Below are 19,173 nucleotides of genomic sequence, written 5' to 3'. Positions count from 1 at the left end.
CGCGGATGCTTGCGCTGGGACCGGGTTTCTGGACTATAGTCCGCGGACCTGTTGGGGAATCAGGCGGATTTCAACAATGCTCACGCGCCTTCGGACGGCCTTCGCCGTCGCGATGCTGACTGTCGCTACCTATGCGCTGGCGGTCGAATCCGCCGGCTCCCATCCGGATACCTACGTCGTCCAGAAGGGCGACACCCTCTGGGACATCGCCGGCCGCTTCCTGAAGAAGCCCTGGCTGTGGCCGGAGATCTGGCAGGCCAACCCGCAGGTGGCCAACCCCCACCTGATCTATCCGGGCGACGTGCTGAGCCTGGCCTACCTGGACCGCGTGGTCGCGGTCGAGCCGGGCCCGCGCGAGGAGGCCCCGATCGGCGCCGTGCCGCTGTCGGAGATCGAGCCGTTCCTGAAGAACCTGCGCGTGACCGACGCCTTCGAACACCTGCCGTACGTGGTCGCGTTCGAGGACAACCGCCTGCGCGGCAGCGCCGGCCAGGCCGCCTACGTGAAGAACCTCGCCGGCGCCGCCGTGGGCCAGCGCTACGCCGTGGTCCGCCCGACCGTGCGCTACGCCATGCCGCGCAACACCCGCGACCTGCTGCCCAGCGGCCGCCCGACCCCGGGCGACGGCGCGCTGTGGAAGGAATACGTGCCGCCGACCGACCGCAACGAGTTCCTCGGCTACGAGCTGACCCAGGTCAACGTCGGCACCATCACCCGCGTGCCGGCCGGCTCGGTCGAGGTGGCCACGCTGACCCTGGAGGACAGCAACGGCAAGGAAGTCCGCGCCGGCGACCGCCTGATCCCGGTCGAGCCGCAGCCGTACGACCTGCAGTTCTTCCCGCACCCGCCGCGCGAACTGCCGACCGACGTGCGCGTGCTGGCGGTGGCCGACGCGATCGCCTCCGGCGGCCCGCGCGACGTGATCGCGCTGTCGGCCGGCGCCCGCGACGGCTTCGACAACGGCACCGTGGTCTCGCTGTGGCGCACGAGCACCAAGGTCAACGACCGCGTCACCGGCGGCCAGACCTCGCGCATGGACGACCGCTTCAGCGGCGCCGGCGTGGCCCTGCCGGAGGAGTACGCGGCCCACGCGATGGTGTTCCGCACCTTCGACAAGGTCAGCTACGCCCTGGTGATGGACGGGGTGAAGCCGGTGCGCGTGGGCTACAGCGCGCGGCATCCGGATACCGAGTAAGCCGGACTAGTCCTACACACCGATGCGACGGCGCCCTAGGGCGCCGTCGCCGCTTCCGGGCGACGATGGCGGGCATGTCCGCCGCCGTCGCCCACCCGCCCGCAACTGCCGCCGATCCCCTGCCCGCCCTGCGCCTGGCCCTGGCCGGCGGCCCGCGCGCGCCGCGCCGGGCGCTGTTGCAGGCCGGGCCGGCGGCGCGGCCCGATCCGGAGCTGGCCGCGCGCCTGGACGCGGTGCCCGCGCCCCTGCTGGAGCGCTGCCTGGCCTGGCTGGAACAGCCCGGGCACCACTTCCTGCCCTGGAACGACCCCCGTTACCCGGCCCTGCTGCGGGAATGCGCGGACGCGCCGCTGGCGCTGTTCGTGGCCGGCGACCCGGACCTGTTGTGGCGGCCGGCCCTGGCGCTGGTCGGCAGCCGCGCCGCCAGCGCCGGCGGCCGCGACAACGCCCGCGCGTTCGCCCACGCCTTCTGCCGCGCCGGCCTGGTGGTGGCCAGCGGCATGGCCGCCGGCATCGACGGCGCCGCGCACGAGGCGGCGCTGGAGTGCGGCGGCGGCACCGTGGCCGTGCTTGGCACCGGCCCGGACGTGGCCTATCCGCGCCGCCACGCCGGGCTGCTGGAACGGATCGCGGCCCACGGCGCGGTGGCCAGCGAGCATCCACCCGGCACCCCGCCGCGGGCCGCGCACTTCCCCGGGCGCAACCGGATCATCGCCGGGCTCGCCCTGGGCACGGTGGTGGTGGAGGCCGCGCTGCGCTCCGGCGCCCTGATCACCGCGCGCCTGGCCGCGACCTACGGGCGCGAGGTGTTCGCCCTGCCCGGTTCGATCCACCACCCGCAGGCCCGCGGCTGCCACCGCCTGATCCGCGACGGCGCCCAGCTGGCGGAAACGCCGGAGGACGTGCTGGCCGGCATCGCCGCGCTGGCCGGGCACCTCGCCCGGCAGCTGGCACCCCCGCCCGCGGCCCGTCCCGGACCCGCCACGACGCCTGCCCAGCCCCGGGGGGACCACGACAAGTTGTGGCAGGCACTGGGCCATGACCCAATCCCTATGGACATCCTCGCTGAACGGACCGGATTGACGCCCGCCACCCTGTCGTCCATGCTGCTGGCCATGGAACTGGACGGGCGGATCGTGGTCGAACATGGCCGCTATGCGCGCAGGTCCAGCGGCGACGGCCCCGGAGCCTGACGGCGACCGGACGGCCTGGCGCCAGGCCCGTGGTTCCCCACCCACCGCGTCCTTCCCGGACGCAGGCCGAGGGCAATGAAAGAAAGCATCCTGGACGTCCTGCTCTACCTCTTCGAACACTACATCGCCGACGATGCGGACACCCTGCGCGACCGGGATCCGCTGCAGGCCGGCCTGATCGAGGCCGGATTCACCCCCGCCGAGATCGCCAAGGCCTTCGACTGGCTCGACGGCCTGGCCCAGCAGCGCCCCAGCGCCGAGCCGCGCTGCAACGGGCCGGTGCGGGTGTTCCATGGCCCGGAGCTGGACAAGCTGGACGTGGAATGCCGCGGCTTCCTGACCTTCCTGGAGCAGCAGGGGGTGCTGGATGCCGCCCAGCGCGAGCTGGTGGTCGACCGCGCCATGGCCCTGGACCAGGACGAGCTGGACCTGGACGACCTCAAGTGGGTGGTGCTAATGGTGCTGTTCACCCAGCCCGGCGCCGAGGCCGCCTACGCCTGGATGGAAACCCAGATGTTCGGCGAGGACCCCGAGCCGGTGCACTGACCGGCCGCGCCACTGCCCTGCCTCCCGGAAGCCGGCCACGCGCCGGCTTCCGCGCATCTGGAGGTTAAGGTAACGTGACGAAACGGATTTTCCGGGGACACGAATGGACTGGTATTACGCCACTGCCGGCGGGCAGGGGCATGGCCCGGTGCCGGCCGCGCGCCTGCGCGAGCTGGCCGCCACGGGCGAGATCGGGCCGGCCACGCTGGTGTGGCGCGAGGGCATGGCGCAGTGGCAGCCGCTGGCACAGGTGGCGGCCGAGCTGGGCCTGCCCGGCTTCGGCGCAAGCCCGCCGCCGCCACTGCCGCCGGCCGCCGCTGCCGGCCCCTACGCGCCGCCGCAGGCCTGGGACAGCGCGCGCCCGGCGCCGGTCGTGCAGCCGGTGCCGACCTACCTGGCCTGGGCGATCCTCACCACCCTGCTGTGCTGCTGGCCGCTGGGCGTGGTGTCCATCGTCCATGCCTGCAAGGTGGACCGCCGCCGCGCCGAGGGCGACCTGGCCGGGGCCCTGGAGGCCTCGCGCAAGGCGCGCCTGTGGGCGCTGTGGTCGGCGCTGTCGGTGCTGATCGCGCTGGCCGCGTTCGTGTTCTTGTCCGTGCTTGGGGAGCTGCTGGGATGAGCCATTGGTACTACGCCACCCCGGACGGCCAGCAGCACGGGCCGCTGCCGGCCGCCGAACTGGCCGCGCTGGCACGCCGCGGCGCGATCGGGCCGCAAACCCTGGTCTGGCGCGAAGGCCTGGCGCAGTGGTGCCCGCTGTCGGCCGTGGCCGTCGAACTGGGCCTGGCCGCCCCGCCGCCGCCCCCGCTCCCCGGCCAGGCGCGCACCGCCATGCCGGCGCCGCCGCCGCGGCGCACCGGCTGCATCGTGGCCGTGGTCCTGGGCGTGGCCCTGCTGGTGCTGGTCGCGGTCCTGGGCATCATGGCGGCGGTCGCCCTGCCGGCCTACCAGGACTACGTGGCCAGGACCCGGGTGGTGGCGGCCATCGCCGAGGCACGCGTGCACCAGCCGGCGGTGGTGGCCTTCGTCGAGGAGCACGGCCGCTGCCCGACCAACGACGACGAAGGCTTCGCCAGCGCCGAGGAATACGCCGGCGGCAACCTCGCCGCGATCCGCTTCGGCGAGTTCGAGGAAAGCGAGCTGTGCGGCCTGGCCGCAACCCTGCGCGTGCCAGGCAACGACGACCTCGACCAGCAACCGGTCTGGCTGGAATACAACGCGGCGGTGGACACCTGGCTGTGCTCCTCGGCCATCGAAGACCGTTACCTGCCCCATGAATGCCGCGGCTGACGCGGTACACGAAGGATCCAACGCATGACCCAGTGGTATTACGCCGATCACAACCGCCAGCAGCAGGGCCCGGTCGCGGCCGCCGAAGTGGCGCGCCTGTACCGCCAGGGCCGGGTCGGCGATGCCACCCTGGTGTGGCGCGAGGGGCTGTCCCAGTGGCAGCCGCTGGGCGCCCACCGCAGCGAGCTGGGCCTGGACCAGCCGGTGCCGCCGCCCGCGCCGGTGGCTGCGCCGCCGGCCCCGCAGCCCGCCCCGGCGCCGGCGACCGCGCCCGTCGCGCCCGTCGCGGCCGAACCGGCCGCGTGGCAGCCCGCGGAGCCCGTGCTGGAACCCGTGCTGGAGCCCGTCCTGGAACCGGTCGCGGAACCGGTCGTCCCCGGAACCGCCGCATCCGGCGTGGCGCCCGTCGCTGAGCCCGTGCTGGAGCCAGCCACGCCCGAGCAGGTGGCCGGACCGGCCCTTGCCGAGGTCACCAGCCCCCACCACGGGAGCGCCCCCGAGGCCCGCCTGGAACTGGAGCCGCTGGCCCCGACCGCCGCCCCCGGGACCGGCACCGCGGACGGCCACGACGGCGGCCACGCCTGGACCACGGCCGAGGCCAGCCAGGCCTATTCGCCCTACGCCGCCCCGGTGGCGGCGGCCACCGGCTACTATGCCCTCCAGGCCGCCGGCGAGGTGGTGCTGGCCGGGTTCTGGAAGCGCGTGGCCGCCTACCTGATCGACAGCGTGATCGTCGGCGTGGCCGGCACCCTGGTCGGCATGGTCCTGGCCCTGTTCGCGCTGCCGCTGGCCCTGTCCGACGACTCCGGCGCCGCCACGGCGATCATGCACCTGGGCGTGCAGCTGTTCTCGATCCTGCTGACCGCCGTCTACTACGCCGCCTTCCACGCCTCGCGCGGCGGCGCCACCCCCGGCAAGATGGCCATCGGCATCAAGGTCGTGCGCACCGACGGCAGCCGCATCAGCCTGCTGCGCGGCATCGGCCGCTACTTCGCCACCATCCTCAGCAGCCTGATCCTGTGCATCGGCTACCTGATGGCGGCCTTCACCCAGCGCAAGCAGGCCTTGCACGACATGGTTTGCGACACCCTGGTGGTGGACAAGTGGGCCTTCACCGAGCACCCGGAATGGCAGCGCCGGGAGCTGGGCACGCTGACCATCGTGGTCCTGGTCCTGGGTGGCCTGCTGCTGGTCGGCGCCCTGGTCGCGCTGGTGGCCATGATCGGCGTGATCGCCTCGCTGGCCGCCTGAGCCGCGCCGGAGGCCGGCTTGACACGGCCGGCCGGGGCGTGATTCACCTATAAAAAGAAAGCTGGCCGACGCCCGGGGGTCCCGCCCCCGGGCGTCGACATCTATGGGGAACGCGTTCTTCACGCGTCGTCCCGCACGTTCCGGTCCCGGAAGGACCGTCGCCCTTGTCTGGTTCACACATGCCCAAGCACCTCCTCATCGTCGAGTCGCCCGCCAAGGCCAAGACGATCAACAAGTACCTCGGCAAGGACTTCACCGTCCTGGCCTCCTACGGGCACGTCCGCGACCTGGTTCCCAAGGAAGGCGCGGTCGACCCGGACCGCGGCTTTGCCATGCGCTACGACCTGATCGAGAAGAACGAGAAGCACGTCGAGGCGATCGCCAAGGCGGCCAAGGCGGCCGACGACATCTGGCTGGCCACCGACCCGGACCGCGAGGGCGAGGCGATCAGCTGGCACATCGCCGAGATCCTGAAGGAACGCGGCCTGCTCGACGGCAAGCCGCTGCGCCGGGTGGTGTTCACCGAGATCACCCCGCGCGCGATCAAGGAGGCGATGAACCAGCCGCGCACCATCGCCGCGCCGCTGGTCGACGCCCAGCAGGCGCGCCGCGCGCTGGACTACCTGGTCGGCTTCAACCTCTCCCCGGTGCTGTGGCGCAAGGTGCAGCCGGGCCTGTCGGCCGGCCGCGTGCAGTCGCCTGCGCTGCGCATGATCGTCGAGCGCGAGGAGGAGATCGAGGCGTTCAAGGCGCGCGAGTACTGGAGCATCGGCGCCGAGCTGGCGCACCCGGCGCAGCCGTTCGCCGCCAAGCTGGTCAAGCTGGACGGGCAGAAGTTCGAGCAGTTCACCATCACCGACGGCGAATCGGCCGAGGCTGCGCGCCTGCGCATCCAGCAGGCCGCCGGCGGCGCCCTGCACGTCACCGACGTGGCCAGCAAGGAGCGCAAGCGCCGCCCGGCGCCGCCGTTCACCACCTCGACCCTGCAGCAGGAAGCCTCGCGCAAGCTCGGCTTCACCACCCGCAAGACCATGCAGGTGGCGCAGAAGCTGTACGAGGGCGTGACCCTGGGCGAGGAGGGCACGGTCGGCCTGATCACCTACATGCGTACCGACTCGGTGAACCTCTCCCAGGAGGCGGTGGCCGAGATCCGCGACGTGATCGCCCGCGACTACGGCACCGCCTCGGTGCCGGACAAGCCGGTGGTGTACCAGACCAAGTCCAAGAACGCGCAGGAGGCGCACGAGGCGATCCGCCCGACCTCCGCGCTGCGCACCCCGGCCTCGGTCGCCCGCTTCCTCACCGACGACGAGCGCAAGCTCTACGAGCTGGTGTGGAAGCGCGCGGTGGCCAGCCAGATGGTGCCGGCCACCCTCAACACCGTCTCGGTCGACCTGGCCGCCGGCAGCGAGCACGTGTTCCGCGCCAGCGGCACCACCGTGGTCTTCCCCGGCTTCCTGGCGGTGTACGAGGAAGGCAAGGACGTGAAGTCCGCCGAGGACGAGGACGAGGGCCGCAAGCTGCCGCCGCTCAAGCCCGGCGAGCGGGTGCCGCTGGACCGCGTCCACGCCGACCAGCACTTCACCCAGCCGCCGCCGCGCTACACCGAAGCGGCCCTGGTCAAGGCGCTGGAGGAATACGGCATCGGCCGTCCCTCGACCTACGCCTCGATCATCCAGACCCTGCTGTTCCGCAAGTACGCGGAGATGGAAGGCCGCGCGTTCAAGCCCACCGACGTGGGCCGCGCGGTCAGCAAGTTCCTGGCCGGGCACTTCAGCCGCTACGTGGACTACGACTTCACCGCGCGCATGGAGGACGAGCTGGACGCCGTCTCCCGCGGCGAGGAGGAGTGGGTGCCGCTGATGGAGCGCTTCTGGGCCCCGTTCAAGGAGCTGGTCGAGGAGAAGAAGGAATCGCTGGACCGCACCGACGCCGGCAGCTCGCGCGTGCTGGGCGTGGACCCCAGGACCGGCAAGGAAGTCAGCGCGCGCATCGGCCGCTTCGGGCCGATGGTGCAGATCGGCACGGTCGAGGACGAGGAGAAGCCGAAGTTCGCCTCGCTGCAGCCGGGCCAGAGCATCTACTCCATCACCCTGGAGGAGGCGCTGAAGCTGTTCGACATGCCGCGCAACCTGGGCGAGAGCAACGGCCAGCAGGTGAGCGTCGGCATCGGCCGCTTCGGCCCCTTCGTCAAGCGCGGCAGCACCTACGCCTCGCTGAAGAAGGAGGACGACCCGTACAAGATCGACCTGGCGCGGGCGGTGTTCCTGATCGAGGAGAAGGAGGAGATCGCGCGCAACCGGATCATCAAGGAGTTCCCGGGCAGCGACATCCAGGTGCTCAACGGCCGCTTCGGCCCGTACATCAGCGACGGCAAGCTCAACGGCAAGATCCCCAAGGACCGCGAGCCGTCCTCGCTGACCCTGGAGGAAGTGCAACGGCTGCTGGCCGAGACCGGCAAGCCCGCGCGCCGCGGTTTCGCCGCCAAGAAGGCGCCGGCGAAGAAGGCGGCGAAGAAGGCCGTCGCCGATGACGCCGCGCCGAAGAAGGCGCCGGCGAAGAAGGCCGCGGCAAGGAAGGCTCCGGCCAAGAAGGCCACCAAGACCGCCGCGAAAAAGGCTCCGGCCAGGAAGGCCGCGCGCGCGACGGCCGACGACGCCCCGCCGTTCTGAGCCCGGCGGCATCGATCGCAACCAGGCGGGCCCGTGCGAGCGGGCCCGTCCGTTTTCCGGAGGTGCGTTTCCCGCCAGCCGGGCTTCATCCCGGGCACACCGCCGCGTACTACCATCCGCGCATGGAGAACACCCTCGACATCGCGTCGGCCGTGGACCTGCTGCGGCGCGGCGGCGTGATCGCCTATCCCACCGAAGCCGTATGGGGGCTGGGCTGCGACCCAGCCGACCAGGCGGCGGTCATGCGCCTGCTGGAGATCAAGCAGCGGCCGGTGGAAAAGGGCCTGATCGTGGTGGCCGCCGGGCTGGAAGCGGTGCGGCCGTGGCTGGACCTGGCGCAGTTGCCGGCCGGGCGCATGACCGAGGTCTGCGCCAGCTGGCCCGGCCCGAACACCTGGGCGATCCCGGCCACGTCGCTGGCGCCGCCGTGGGTGACCGGCAGCCACCGCAGCCTGGCGGTGCGCATCAGCGCGCATCCGGAGGTGGTGGCGCTTTGCGAGGCCTTCGGCGGAGCCCTGGTCTCCACCAGCGCCAACCTCGCCGGACGGCCGCCGGCCTACGCCCGGCACGAACTGGATCCGGCCCTGCTGGGCGGGATCGACGGCGTGGTCGGCGGGGAAACCGGCGGCCTCGACCGCCCCACCCCGATCCGCGCCGCGCTCGACGGCGCCGTCCTGCGCGGATGAGCCCATGCCCGGGCACGGTCATCGCGCAGGCGCGGTTGCCGGGGCCACGACTGCCCTGCTTGCCTGCCTGGCACCGTTGCTGGCGGCAGCGCCCGCGACCGCCGGCGACGCGCTCACCATCTACCGCTGCACCGCCAGCGACGGCACGGTCAGCCTCGGCAACCAGCCCTGCGGCAGCGGCGAGCGCCAGCAACAGCGGACCATGGAGCGTCCGCGCGACCCCGCGCCCGGGGCCAATCCGGTGCCGCCCGCCCCGGCGCAGCCCGCGCCGCCGCCACGCAGCATCGTGCACGTGGTCCGGGTGCAGGACCCGGAGCCGATGTACGCCTGCACCGCTCCCGACGGCGAGCGCTACCTGAGCGACCAGCCGCAGGGCACGCCGCGCTGGGTGCCGCTCTGGGTGGCAGGGCGCGCCCCGCCGCCGCGGCTGCATCCGCCGCGTCCCCCGGCCCGTCCGGGTCCCGGCCGGGATCCGGTGCCGCCGGTGCGGCCGCCCCATCCGGGCACGGCGCTGGTCGCCACCGGCACCTGGGTGCAGGACCCGTGCGAGCGCCTGCCGCAGGAAGAGGTCTGCGCGCGACTGTCCGACCGCCGCTACGGGATCCTGCGCGTCTACCACGGGCTGATGCCCAGCGAACGCCAGGCGCTGGACGCCGAACAGGCGCGCATCGACGCGCGCATGGCCCGCGACTGCGGTGGCGGCTGATCGCCGCTCAGCCCGACAGCGCCACGCTCACGCCCACCAGCAGCAGGAACAGTGCGAACACCTTGCGCAAGGCCTGGCCGCTGATTGCATGCGCCAGCCGCGTGCCCAGCGGCGCCGCCAGCACCGAGGCCATGGCCACGCCCAGGGCCGCCGGCAGGTAGACGTAGCCGAACGCGTGCTGCGGCAACGCGCCCGGCGGCGCGTGCAGGGCGTAGCCGGCGGCCGAGGAAACCGCGATCGCCACGCCGCAGGCGCTGGACGTGCCCACCGCGCGCACCGGGCGCACCCCGCGCCATACCAGCAGCGGCACGGTCATGCTGCCGCCGCCGATGCCGACCACCGCCGACATCGCGCCGATGCCGCCGCCGGCCAGGGTCATCGGCCAGCCGCGCGGCGGCGCCACCTCGCTGCCGTCGGCCGGCGCGCGGGTGGCGCCGAAACCGATCTGCCAGGCCGCCAGCAGGCAGTACCCCGCTACCACCCAGCGCAGCACCGAATCATCCAGCGCCACCGCCAGGCCGCTGCCGAGCCAACCGCCCAGCAGCAGGCCCGGCACCATCCACGCCACCGTCGGCCACAGCACGCTGCCGCGGCGTGCATGGGCGCGCGCCGACGACAGGCCGGTCAGCACGATGCTGGCCAGCGAGCTGGCCAGGGCCGCGTGCATGGCCGCTTCCTGCGGGATGCCGAACAGCGGCAGCATCCACGCCAGCGCGGCGATGATCACCAGCCCGCCGCCGATGCCCAGCAGGCCGGCAAGCAGGCCTGCGGCCAGGCCAAGCAGGGGGAATCCGAGGTACATCCACGGCGACACGGCGTGCTCCTGTCGATGCGCCGGCCGTGGACGCCGCCGCGCGCGGCCGCTTCGTCACGGCCATTCAGGCGCGTTGCGTATATTCGAGCGCATGTCGTCTCCCCCCACCACCCCCCGCTTCGCTTTCCCGTCCATCGCGCGCAACCACCCGGCCCTGGCGCCGCTGCTGTGGCTGCTGGCCGCCCTGTGCGGCGCGGCCCAGGCGCAGGCGCTGCCGGATGCCGCCGCCGATGCCGCGGTGAGCGCCGCCATCGCCGCTGCCCGGCGCGGCGAGCCGGTGGCGGCCTCGCCGGCCCTGCGCGCGGATCCGCGCTGGCCTTGGATCGAGTACGCGCGCCTGTCGCGCGACCTGGACCGCGCCGACCCGGCCGAGGTCCGCGCTTTCCTGCAGCGCCACGACGGCCAGGCGGTGGCCGCGGCGCTGCGCCCGCTGTGGCTGGCCTCGCTGTCGCGCCGCAAGCAGTGGGCCGACCTGCTGGCCGACTGGCGCCCGGTGGAGGACGTGGCCCTGCGCTGCGCGCGGCTGACCGCGCTGCACGAACTCGGCCGCCACGGCCCGGACTGGAACCGCGAGGCGCAGGCGATCTGGCGCACCGGCGAGTCGCTGCCGGACGCCTGCGACCCCGTGATCGCGGCGCTGGAGCGGCGCGGCGGCCTGGACGAGGCGCTGCGCTGGGAGCGCTTCGACCTGGCGGTGGCGGCCGGCCAGCCGGGCGTGATGCGCGCCATCGCCCGCGGCCTGCCGCACGCCCGGCGCGGGCTGGCCGAGGACTACGCCGCCTTCGTGCTGGCGCCGCACCCGCGCGCGGCGCAATGGCCGCGTGACGCGCGCAGCCGCAAGGTGGCTGCCGCCGGCCTGGCGCGGCTGGCGCGCAACGATCCGGACGCGGCCGAGCGCCAGCTGGCGCAGCTGGCGCCGGCGCTGGGCCTGGACGAGGCCGAGCGCGGACAGGTGCTGTACCAGGTGGCGTTGTGGACCGTGGCTTCATATCTGCCCGATTCGGCGCGCCGGCTGCAGGCGGTGCCGGACGCGGCCTACGACGAGCGCCTGCACGAATGGCGGGTGCGCGAGGCCATGGCCCGCGGCGACTGGAAGGCGGCGCTGGCGGCACTGCAGAAGATGCCGCCGAAGCAGCGCGCCGATCCGCGCTGGCAGTGGTTCGAGGCACGCATGCTGGAGAAGACCGGCCAGGCCGCGCAGGCGCGCGAGCTGCTGGCGCAGGCCGCGCGTACCGCCACCTTCCACGGTTTCCTCGCCGCCGACCGCCTCGGCCTGTCCTACGCGCTGTGCCCGTGGAAACCGGAGGAACCGGCGGCGCTGCGCGCGGAAGTGGCGCGCGACCCGGCCCTGGTGCGGGCGCTGGCGCTGTACCGCATCGACCAGGCCGGCTGGGCCACGCGCGAATGGAACGAGGCCGTGGGCCGCTTCGACGACGTCCGCCGCCGCATCGCCGTTGCCCTGGCCCAGGAGCAGGGCTGGTTCGACCGCGCGGTGTTCTCGCTGGGCCGCACCCCCGACGAGCTGCGCCTGTACGAACTGCGTTTCCCGCTGCACCACGACGCCGACATCCGCGCCGCGGCCGCGCGCAACGGCCTGGACCCGGCCTGGATCGCCGCCGAGATCCGCGCCGAGAGCATCTTCAACCCGAAGGCACGCTCGCCGGCCAACGCCCGCGGGCTGATGCAGCTGCTGCCGGGCACCGCCGCCGCGGTCGCGCGCCGCACCGGCCTGCCCTACGCCGGCGCCGACAGCCTGTACGACCCGGCGGTCAACATCGCCCTCGGCAGCGCCTACCTGCGCGAGATGGAGGACAAGTACGGCGCCACCTACCAGGCCATCGCCGCCTACAACGCCGGGCCGACGCCGACCGCGCGCTGGCTGCAGCAGCGCCCGGGGCACGACCCGGACCTGTGGATCGAGACCATCAGCTACAAGGAAACCCGCGACTACGTGGCGCGGGTGCTGGCCTTCAGCGTGATCTACGACTGGCGCCTCAACGGCGACGCACTGCCGCTGGGCGAGCGCATGCTTGGCCGCACCAGCGGCAAGCGCAAGGGCTTCGCCTGCCCGGCCGCGGCGCAGTAGCGCGGCGGCCGCGGCGGCCGGCCACGGTAGGATGCCGCGCATGGAAACCTATCTTGTCGGCGGCGCGGTCCGCGATGAACTGCTCGGGCTGCCGCCCGGCGACCGCGACTGGGTGGTGGTCGGTGCCACCCCGCAACAGATGCTCGAAGCCGGCTTCCAGCCGGTGGGACGGGACTTCCCGGTGTTCCTGCACCCACAAACCGGCGAGGAGCACGCGCTGGCGCGCACCGAGCGCAAGAGCGGACGCGGCCACCGCGGTTTCGTGGTCGACGCCGATCCCTCGGTGACGCTGGAGGAGGACCTGCAGCGGCGCGACTTCACCATCAACGCCATCGCCCGCGCCGGCGACGGCCGCCTGGTCGATCCCTGGGGTGGCGCGCGCGACCTCCGCGACCGCGTGCTGCGCCATGTCGGCCCGGCCTTCGTCGAGGATCCGCTGCGGGTGCTGCGCGCCGCCCGGTTCATGGCGCGCCTGGCGCCGCTGGGTTTCCGCGTTGCCCCGGAAACCATGGAACTGATGCGCGCCATGGTCGCCGCCGGCGAACTGGAAACCCTGGTGGCCGAGCGGGTGTGGCAGGAACTGCGCAAGGCGCTGGCCGCGGCGCGGCCGTCGGCGTTCCTGGCCACCCTGCGCGCCTGCGGCGCACTGGCGGTGGTGCTGCCGGAGGTCGACGCGCTGTACGGCGTGCCGCAGCGCGCCGAGTTCCATCCGGAAGTGGACACCGGCGTCCACCAGGAACTGGTCAGCGACATGGCCGCGCGGCTGGCGCCGGGCGACGACCTGGTCGGCTTCGCCGCGCTGGCCCACGACCTCGGCAAGGCGCTGACCCCGGCGCACGTGCTGCCGCGGCATATCGGCCACGAAGGCGCCGGGCTCAAGCCGCTGGCGCGGCTGTGCGAGCGCCTGCGGGTGCCGGCCGCGCACCGCAAGCTGGCCGAGGCCGTGTGCCGCGAGCACCTCAACGTGCACCGCCTGGGCGAACTGCGCGACGACACCGTGCTGGAACTGCTGGAGCGCTGCGATGCCTTCCGCCAGCCGGCGCAGGTGGCCCGCATCGCGCTGTGCTGCGAGGCCGACAAGCGCGGCCGCCTGGGCCACGAGGACGACGCCTATCCGCAGGGTCCGGAACTGCAGCGCCTGCATGCCGCGGCCGCGGCGGTGAACGCGCGCGACCTGGCGCTGGCCGAGGGCATCTCCGGGCCCCAGGTCGGCGCCGCCCTGCGCCGCGCGCGGGTGCGGGCGATCGCCGCCGCGCGCACCCTGCGCCGCGACGCGGGCTAGCGCCACGCCAGCCCGCGCACCGCGGCCGCCGTCGAATCCGCGCGTTTCCATCCGTCGCACCAGGCGGGGCGGCCGCCCCGCGCAACCGAGGAGGAAATGGCAATGGCTTACGTGGATGGTTTCGTGCTGCCGGTGCCCCGTGACCGGATCGAGGACTACCGGGCGATCGCCGGACAGGCCGGCAAGGTCTGGCTGGAACACGGCGCGCTGGAATACGTCGAATGCGTCGCCGACGACGTGCAGCCCGGCAAGCTGACCTCGTTCCCGCAGGCGGTGCAGCTCAAGCCGGACGAGGTGGTGGTGTTCGCCTGGATCCGCTATGCCTCGCGCGAGGACCGCGACCGCATCGATGCCGCGGTGATGGAGGACCCGCGCATCGCCGGCATGGACCCGGCCACCCTGCCGTTCGACGGGCAGCGCATGTTCTGGGGCGGCTTCAGGCCGATCGTCGAGTACTGAGGCGGCTGTCGAATCCGGCGCGCTCCATGCGTCGCAGCTGCGAGGACCGCGACGGCGGGCGCCGCGGCCATCCACCCAGGAGGACACCGACATGCGCGTGATGGTGATGGTGAAGGCCACCCCAAGCTCCGAGGCCGGGGCGATGCCCGACGGGCAGCTGCTGGCCGACATGGGCCGCTACAACGAGGAACTGGTCAAGGCCGGGGTGATGCTTGCCGGCGAGGGTTTGCACCCCAGCTCGCGCGGCGTGCGGGTGCGCTTTTCCGGCAGCACCCGCACGGTGACCGACGGACCGTTCACCGAGACCCATGAGCTGGTGGCCGGCTTCTGGCTGTGGCAGGTGCGCTCGATGGAGGAGGCGATCGAGTGGGTGCGGCGCTGCCCGAACCCGATGCCCGAGGACAGCGAAATCGAGATCCGGCCGGTATTCGAGGCCGAGGACTTCGGGCCGGAGTTCACCCCGGAACTGCGCGAGCAGGAGGAACGCCTGCGCCAGACCCTGGCCAGCCGCGGCTGAGCGCCGGTGCGCGGCGGCGGCGTGCGGGCTAGGCCTGCGCGCCGCCGGCCAGGCGCCAGCCCAGCCACACCGCCAGCAGGCCCGCGGCCACGCTGCCGGCCACGTACGCCGCGGCCAGCGCGGGCTCGCCGCGGCGCAGCAGCTGCAGCGACTCCAGGCCAAACGCGGAGAACGTGGTGAAGCCGCCGAGGAGGCCGGTGACCAGGAACAGGCGCAGCTGCGCCGGTACCGGCACGCGGGTGGACAGCCCCGCCAGCAGGCCGATCGCCAGGCAGCCGGCGGCGTTGACCGCGAAGGTCGGCCACGGGAAGCGTTGCATCGCCGCCTGGCCCATGGCCAGGGCCACCGCGTAGCGCGCGACCGCGCCCATGCAGCCCCCAAGTCCCACCCACAGGAAATCGCCCACCGCATCCTCCATCGACCGCTACGCGCCGCCCGCGCGGGCGGGCCATGTTAACGCCGGCGGCTGCCCGGCAGCCGGCGGGTGCCGTGCGCCGCACCCGCCCCGGGGGCCGGGCACGGCGGGTGCTCCCCGATGCAGCGCCGCTCAGTCGATATGTTCGATGTCCTCGGGCAGGCGCACCCAGGCGTGCCTGCGCGCCTCGTACACGGATACGCGCGGTGGCGGGAAGCCGGGATCGGCGAACACGCCCACCGGGACGCTCACCACGCCCGGGATCGCATCGGGTACGAAGTACACGGTGGTGCCGCAGCGCGGGCAGAAATGGAAGGTGCACGAGGTGCCTTCGTCGCCGGTGCGCGCGTAGGCACCGGCCTGGCCGCGGATCGCCACCGCGTCGGCCGGGAACCTGGCCTGCACCGCGAACACGCTGCCGGAGCGCCGCTGGCATTCCAGGCAGTGGCAGACCGACACGCGCAGCGGTTCGCCTTCGGCGGTCAGGGCCAGCTGGCCGCAGCTGCATGAGGCATGGCGACGGGTCATGGCATCTCCTCCGCGGTCACGTGGGCGGATCGCCGGCGGCGCGCGGCGCCGGCGAAGGCTGCAGCAGGTCCCACAGGTTGCCGTACAGGTCGCGGAACACCGCCACCGTGCCGTAGGGCCTGGTCCTTGGCGCGCGCACGAACACCACGCCCCTGGCGCGGTAGGCGTGGTAATCGCGCCAGAAGTCGTCGGTATACAGGAACAGGAACACGCGCCCGCCGGCCTGCGCGCCGATCCGCGCCCGTTGCTCCAGGGTGGACGCGCGCGCCAGCAGCAGCTGGCCCGCGTCCGCGCCCGGCGGCGCCACCACTACCCAGCGCTTGCCCTGCTCCGGCACGCAGCTGTCCTCGACCAGGCGGAAGCCCAGCGTGCCGACGAAGAACGCGATCGCCTCGTCGTGTTCGCGCACGACCAGCGATACCAGGCCCAGCGACTGCCGCATGCCCGCGTCCTCCGGCGATCGATGGCCGAGTCTAGCCGGCAGGCGCGCGCGGTTCCGCGACGCATGCCGCTACCGGCCGGCTCCCGGCTCCAGCTGCGCCTCGATCGACGCCTTGTCGATCACCGACCACACCCGCGCGATGCGCTCGCCGGCGAATTCGTAGAACGCGTGCTCGGCGAAGCGGATCCGCCGGCCGCCTGCGTCCAGGCCGAGGAAGCGGCCCCGCGGCGTGCAGTGGAAATCCAGGCGCGCGGCAAGCCGCGGCGGCTCAGCCACCAGCAGTTCGACCGCGTACTGCAGGTCCGGGATCGCCGCCACGTCCTGCTCCAGCATCCGGCGGTAGCCGGCCAGGCCCAGGGCCCTGCCGTTGTGCTCCACGGCCGCATCGACGAACCGGCCCAGCGCGTCCCAGTCGCGCGCGTTCAGGCAGGCAATGTAATCGCGGTACCGCCGTGCGAGCAGCCTGGCGTCCACCACCGCCTCCGCTTCCCGTGATCCGGAGCTTCCTGATCGCATGCATGGCGTGCATGCCGCGTGGTGGCACCGCGCGCGGCGGCCTTGCCCGGGCTGCCCGGGGCACGCGCCGGCCATGGCCGCTTCCCGCCGGTCCGGCCGCCGGCCCCAGGGCCGGGCGCCGCAATGCGATGCGCATCACGGCTTGCTCCGCGCCGCGCGCGGTGGTGTGATCCACCGCGCATGAGTCCGCACCCGCACCAGGTCGACATCGCCCGCACCATCGACGCCGTCTGGCGGATGGAATCGGCGCGCGTGATCGGCGGCCTGACCCGGATCGTGCGCGACGTCGGCCTGGCCGAGGAGCTGGCCCAGGACGCGCTGGTGGCGGCGCTGGAGAAGTGGCCGGCCGACGGCGTGCCGGACAATCCCGGGGCCTGGCTGATGACCACCGCGCGCAACCGCGCCATCGACCGCCTGCGCCACCTGAAGCTGCGCGAGGAGAAGCACGTGCAGGTGGCCTGGGAGCTGGAGCAGCTGCAGGAGGACGTGGCCGCGCGCGCGGAGCACCTGCTGGACGACACCGTCGGCGACGACGTGCTGCGGCTGATGTTCATCGCCTGCCACCCGGTGCTGCCGCAGGACTCGCGCGTGGCCCTGACCCTGCGCCTGCTCGGCGGCCTGGAGACCGGCGAGATCGCGCGCGCGTTCCTGGCCAACGAGGCCACCATCGCCCAGCGCATCGTGCGCGCCAAGCGCACCCTGGCCGAGGCCGGGGTGCCGTTCGAGATCCCGCGCCGCGAGGAGTTGCCGGAGCGGCTGTCGGCGGTGCTGGGGGTGATCTACCTGGTGTTCAACGAAGGCTACGCCGCCAGCAGCGGCGACGACTGGATGCGCCCGGCGCTGTGCGAGGAGGCCATGCGCCTGGGCCGGGTGCTGGCCGGGCTGATGCCGGAGGAACCGGAGGTGCATGGCCTGGTCGCGCTGATGGAACTGCAGGCCTCGCGCCTGCACGCGCGCACCGGCCCGGACGGCGAGCCCGTCCTGCTGCTGCAGCAGGACCGCTCGCGCTGGGACCGGCTGCTGATCGGGCGCGGCCTGGAGGCGCTCGAGCGCGCGCAGCGGCTGGGGGGCGGCGCGGGCTTCTACGCGCTGCAGGCGGCGATCGCGGCCTGCCATGCCCGCGCCCTGGCGCCGGAGGACACCGACTGGAGCCGGATCGTGGCGCTGTACGACGCGCTGGCGCGGCTGACCCAGTCGCCGGTGGTCGAACTCAACCGCGCGGTGGCGGTGTCGATGGCCGCCGGCCCGGAAGCGGCGCTGCCGCTGGTCGATGCGCTGCTGGACGAGCCCAAGCTGTCCAGCTACCACCCGCTGCCCAGCGTGCGCGGCGACCTGCTGTTCCGGCTCGGCCGCCTGCACGAGGCGCGCGCCGAGTTCGAGCGCGCCGCGGCGATGACCGGCAACGCCCGCGAGCGCGGCCTGCTGCTGGCGCGCGCCGCGCGTTGCCACGCCTAGCTGGCGGCTCAGATCTTCAGGTACCAGCCGCGCCGGTCCATCCAGCGCACCAGCAGCCACCACAGGCCGACGAAGGCCAGGGCGAACGCCAGCGACGGCAGGTACGGCCCGAAGCGCGGCGTCATCCATCCGGCAAAGACGCCGCGGTAGACCGGCTCCCACCAGCCGCGCCCGGCCAGCGCGTAGACCATCACCGCCGAACCCGCGTAGGCGGCGATCGCATTGACCCCGAACGCGCGGCCCAGCGCCGGCCAGCCGCGCAGGTCCACCAGTGCGTGCGCCACCACCAGCGCCAGCAGCGCCCAGCCGCCGCTCCACGCCACGTAGGACGGCGTCCACAGGTTCTTGTTCCAGGGCATCCATGGCGTGCAGGCCAGGCCCAGCAGCAGCGCCAGAACAGCGGCGCCCGCCAGCCGCCGCAGCTGGCCGTGGCGCAGCCAGTCGCCGGCACGCAGGCCCAGGAGGGTCGTGGCCAGCGCGCCAAGGGTGGTGGGCAGGCCTTCCGGATCATGGCCGCGGCCGGCGGCATCGTGCTGGTACAGCCATGGACCCAGCAGCGCATCGTCGATGCGGCTGGCGATGTTGGCGTAAGGCTCCAGGCTGCCGCCGGCGCGCAGCAACGCCCACCAGCCCGCGAGCAGGCCCGCCAGCAGCAGCCACTGCCCGCGCGGCCGCAGGTACAGCGCCGCCGCGCCGGCGGCGAGGAAGCACAGGCCGATCCGCTGCAGCACGCCCCACGGCCGGTAATGCGGCAGGTCCAGCCACCACCAGGCCAGCAGGTGCAGCAGCAGGCCCAGGCCGAGGATGCGCAGCGCGCGCACCGCCACCGCGCGCATCAGCACGGCGCGGTCGCCGCCAGCCTCCGCGCGCGGCACCACGCCGAGCGCGATGGAAACCCCGACGATCGCCAGGAAGAACGGGAACACCAGGTCGGTCGGCGTGCAGCCCTGCCAGTCTGCGTGCAGCAGCGGGGCATACACGTGGCCCCAGTCGCCGGGGTTGTTGACCAGCAGCATCGCCGCCACGGTCAGCCCGCGCAGGGCATCGACCGAGGCCAGGCGTTGCACGCCCGCGTGCGCCATGGAACTCACCGGGAAACCAGGGCCAGGGCCATCGTGGC

Annotated in this window: 20 protein-coding genes and 1 pseudogene; 15 read left to right on the top strand and 6 right to left on the bottom strand. The window is 73.6% G+C overall.

Annotated features, from left to right (window positions below):
• Positions 1-76: 76 nt before the first annotated feature.
• From PSEJ31_RS0101345 to PSEJ31_RS0101305, 10 genes and pseudogenes are all read left to right on the top strand, one after another.
• The gene (locus tag PSEJ31_RS0101345) at positions 77-1,195 is read left to right on the top strand and encodes a LysM peptidoglycan-binding domain-containing protein (protein ID WP_028914421.1); all 1,119 of its coding nucleotides are present in this window, start codon (positions 77-79) and stop codon (positions 1,193-1,195) included.
• 74 nt (positions 1,196-1,269) lie between these two features.
• Positions 1,270-2,388: a DNA-processing protein DprA gene (gene dprA, locus PSEJ31_RS0101340; protein WP_028914420.1), complete on the top strand. Its 1,119-nt coding sequence runs from the start codon at positions 1,270-1,272 to the stop codon at positions 2,386-2,388.
• A 75-nt stretch (positions 2,389-2,463) separates the two neighbouring features.
• Positions 2,464-2,934, top strand: coding sequence for a DUF494 family protein (locus PSEJ31_RS0101335; RefSeq protein ID WP_019398989.1), 471 nt, complete (start codon positions 2,464-2,466; stop codon positions 2,932-2,934).
• Between the two features lie 103 nt (positions 2,935-3,037).
• Positions 3,038-3,178 (top strand): annotated as a pseudogene (locus PSEJ31_RS17370) (DUF4339 domain-containing protein); the annotation flags it as partial.
• A gap of 129 nt (positions 3,179-3,307) precedes the next feature.
• The gene (locus tag PSEJ31_RS17365; protein WP_050992193.1) at positions 3,308-3,553 is read left to right on the top strand and encodes a CD225/dispanin family protein; all 246 of its coding nucleotides are present in this window, start codon (positions 3,308-3,310) and stop codon (positions 3,551-3,553) included.
• Entirely contained in the window at positions 3,550-4,224 is a 675-nt protein-coding gene (locus PSEJ31_RS0101325; protein WP_028914418.1) for a GYF domain-containing protein, read from the top strand. Before PSEJ31_RS17365 ends, PSEJ31_RS0101325 begins: the two co-directional genes overlap by 4 nt.
• A 24-nt stretch (positions 4,225-4,248) precedes the next feature.
• The gene (locus PSEJ31_RS16260) at positions 4,249-5,475 is read left to right on the top strand and encodes an RDD family protein (RefSeq protein ID WP_051403599.1); all 1,227 of its coding nucleotides are present in this window, start codon (positions 4,249-4,251) and stop codon (positions 5,473-5,475) included.
• 179 nt (positions 5,476-5,654) lie between these two features.
• Positions 5,655-8,147, top strand: coding sequence for a DNA topoisomerase I (locus PSEJ31_RS0101315; protein ID WP_028914417.1), 2,493 nt, complete (start codon positions 5,655-5,657; stop codon positions 8,145-8,147).
• A gap of 122 nt (positions 8,148-8,269) precedes the next feature.
• On the top strand, positions 8,270-8,833 hold the full coding sequence (locus PSEJ31_RS0101310; protein WP_019399204.1) for a Sua5/YciO/YrdC/YwlC family protein: 564 nt from the start codon (positions 8,270-8,272) through the stop codon (positions 8,831-8,833).
• 4 nt (positions 8,834-8,837) lie between these two features.
• Positions 8,838-9,539, top strand: coding sequence for a hypothetical protein (locus PSEJ31_RS0101305; RefSeq protein ID WP_232210958.1), 702 nt, complete (start codon positions 8,838-8,840; stop codon positions 9,537-9,539).
• A gap of 7 nt (positions 9,540-9,546) precedes the next feature.
• On the opposite strand, the gene PSEJ31_RS0101300 is transcribed toward PSEJ31_RS0101305, so the two are convergent.
• Positions 9,547-10,353 carry a sulfite exporter TauE/SafE family protein gene (locus PSEJ31_RS0101300; protein WP_232207928.1) on the bottom strand — a complete coding sequence of 269 codons (807 nt, stop codon included), beginning with the start codon at positions 10,351-10,353 and terminating at the stop codon, positions 9,547-9,549.
• 91 nt (positions 10,354-10,444) lie between these two features.
• Here PSEJ31_RS0101300 and PSEJ31_RS0101295 point away from each other — a divergent pair, with 91 nt between their 5' ends.
• The 4 genes from PSEJ31_RS0101295 to PSEJ31_RS0101280 all read left to right on the top strand — a co-directional run bounded on the left by PSEJ31_RS0101295 (position 10,445) and on the right by PSEJ31_RS0101280 (position 14,697).
• Positions 10,445-12,439: a transglycosylase SLT domain-containing protein gene (locus PSEJ31_RS0101295; RefSeq protein ID WP_019399207.1), complete on the top strand. Its 1,995-nt coding sequence runs from the start codon at positions 10,445-10,447 to the stop codon at positions 12,437-12,439.
• Between the two features lie 40 nt (positions 12,440-12,479).
• Complete coding sequence (locus tag PSEJ31_RS0101290; protein WP_028914415.1) at positions 12,480-13,721, top strand: multifunctional CCA addition/repair protein; 1,242 nt, start codon at positions 12,480-12,482, stop codon at positions 13,719-13,721.
• Between the two features lie 102 nt (positions 13,722-13,823).
• Complete coding sequence (locus PSEJ31_RS0101285) at positions 13,824-14,180, top strand: DUF1428 domain-containing protein (protein WP_028914414.1); 357 nt, start codon at positions 13,824-13,826, stop codon at positions 14,178-14,180.
• 91 nt (positions 14,181-14,271) lie between these two features.
• Positions 14,272-14,697 carry a YciI family protein gene (locus tag PSEJ31_RS0101280; protein ID WP_019399210.1) on the top strand — a complete coding sequence of 142 codons (426 nt, stop codon included), beginning with the start codon at positions 14,272-14,274 and terminating at the stop codon, positions 14,695-14,697.
• Between the two features lie 28 nt (positions 14,698-14,725).
• Here the strand turns inward: PSEJ31_RS0101280 and crcB are convergent, their stop codons facing one another.
• The 4 genes from crcB to PSEJ31_RS0101260 form a co-directional block, all read right to left on the bottom strand.
• Positions 14,726-15,103: a fluoride efflux transporter CrcB gene (gene crcB, locus PSEJ31_RS0101275; protein ID WP_026010643.1), complete on the bottom strand. Its 378-nt coding sequence runs from the start codon at positions 15,101-15,103 to the stop codon at positions 14,726-14,728.
• Between the two features lie 141 nt (positions 15,104-15,244).
• On the bottom strand, positions 15,245-15,640 hold the full coding sequence (locus PSEJ31_RS0101270; RefSeq protein WP_028914413.1) for a GFA family protein: 396 nt from the start codon (positions 15,638-15,640) through the stop codon (positions 15,245-15,247).
• Positions 15,641-15,656: 16 nt separating this feature from the next.
• Positions 15,657-16,082, bottom strand: coding sequence for a VOC family protein (locus tag PSEJ31_RS0101265; protein WP_028914412.1), 426 nt, complete (start codon positions 16,080-16,082; stop codon positions 15,657-15,659).
• Positions 16,083-16,151: 69 nt separating this feature from the next.
• Positions 16,152-16,556, bottom strand: coding sequence for an ester cyclase (locus tag PSEJ31_RS0101260; RefSeq protein ID WP_037034338.1), 405 nt, complete (start codon positions 16,554-16,556; stop codon positions 16,152-16,154).
• A gap of 222 nt (positions 16,557-16,778) precedes the next feature.
• Here PSEJ31_RS0101260 and PSEJ31_RS0101255 point away from each other — a divergent pair, with 222 nt between their 5' ends.
• Complete coding sequence (locus PSEJ31_RS0101255; protein WP_028914411.1) at positions 16,779-18,053, top strand: RNA polymerase sigma factor; 1,275 nt, start codon at positions 16,779-16,781, stop codon at positions 18,051-18,053.
• An 8-nt stretch (positions 18,054-18,061) separates the two neighbouring features.
• Here the strand turns inward: PSEJ31_RS0101255 and PSEJ31_RS0101250 are convergent, their stop codons facing one another.
• The gene (locus tag PSEJ31_RS0101250; protein ID WP_019399219.1) at positions 18,062-19,135 is read right to left on the bottom strand and encodes a heparan-alpha-glucosaminide N-acetyltransferase domain-containing protein; all 1,074 of its coding nucleotides are present in this window, start codon (positions 19,133-19,135) and stop codon (positions 18,062-18,064) included.
• Positions 19,136-19,173: the final 38 nt, after the last annotated feature.

Origin of the sequence: Pseudoxanthomonas sp. J31 (assembly GCF_000510725.1) — a bacterium.
GTDB lineage: Bacteria > Pseudomonadota > Gammaproteobacteria > Xanthomonadales > Xanthomonadaceae > Pseudoxanthomonas.
This window is presented reverse-complemented; position numbering and strand designations above follow the sequence as displayed.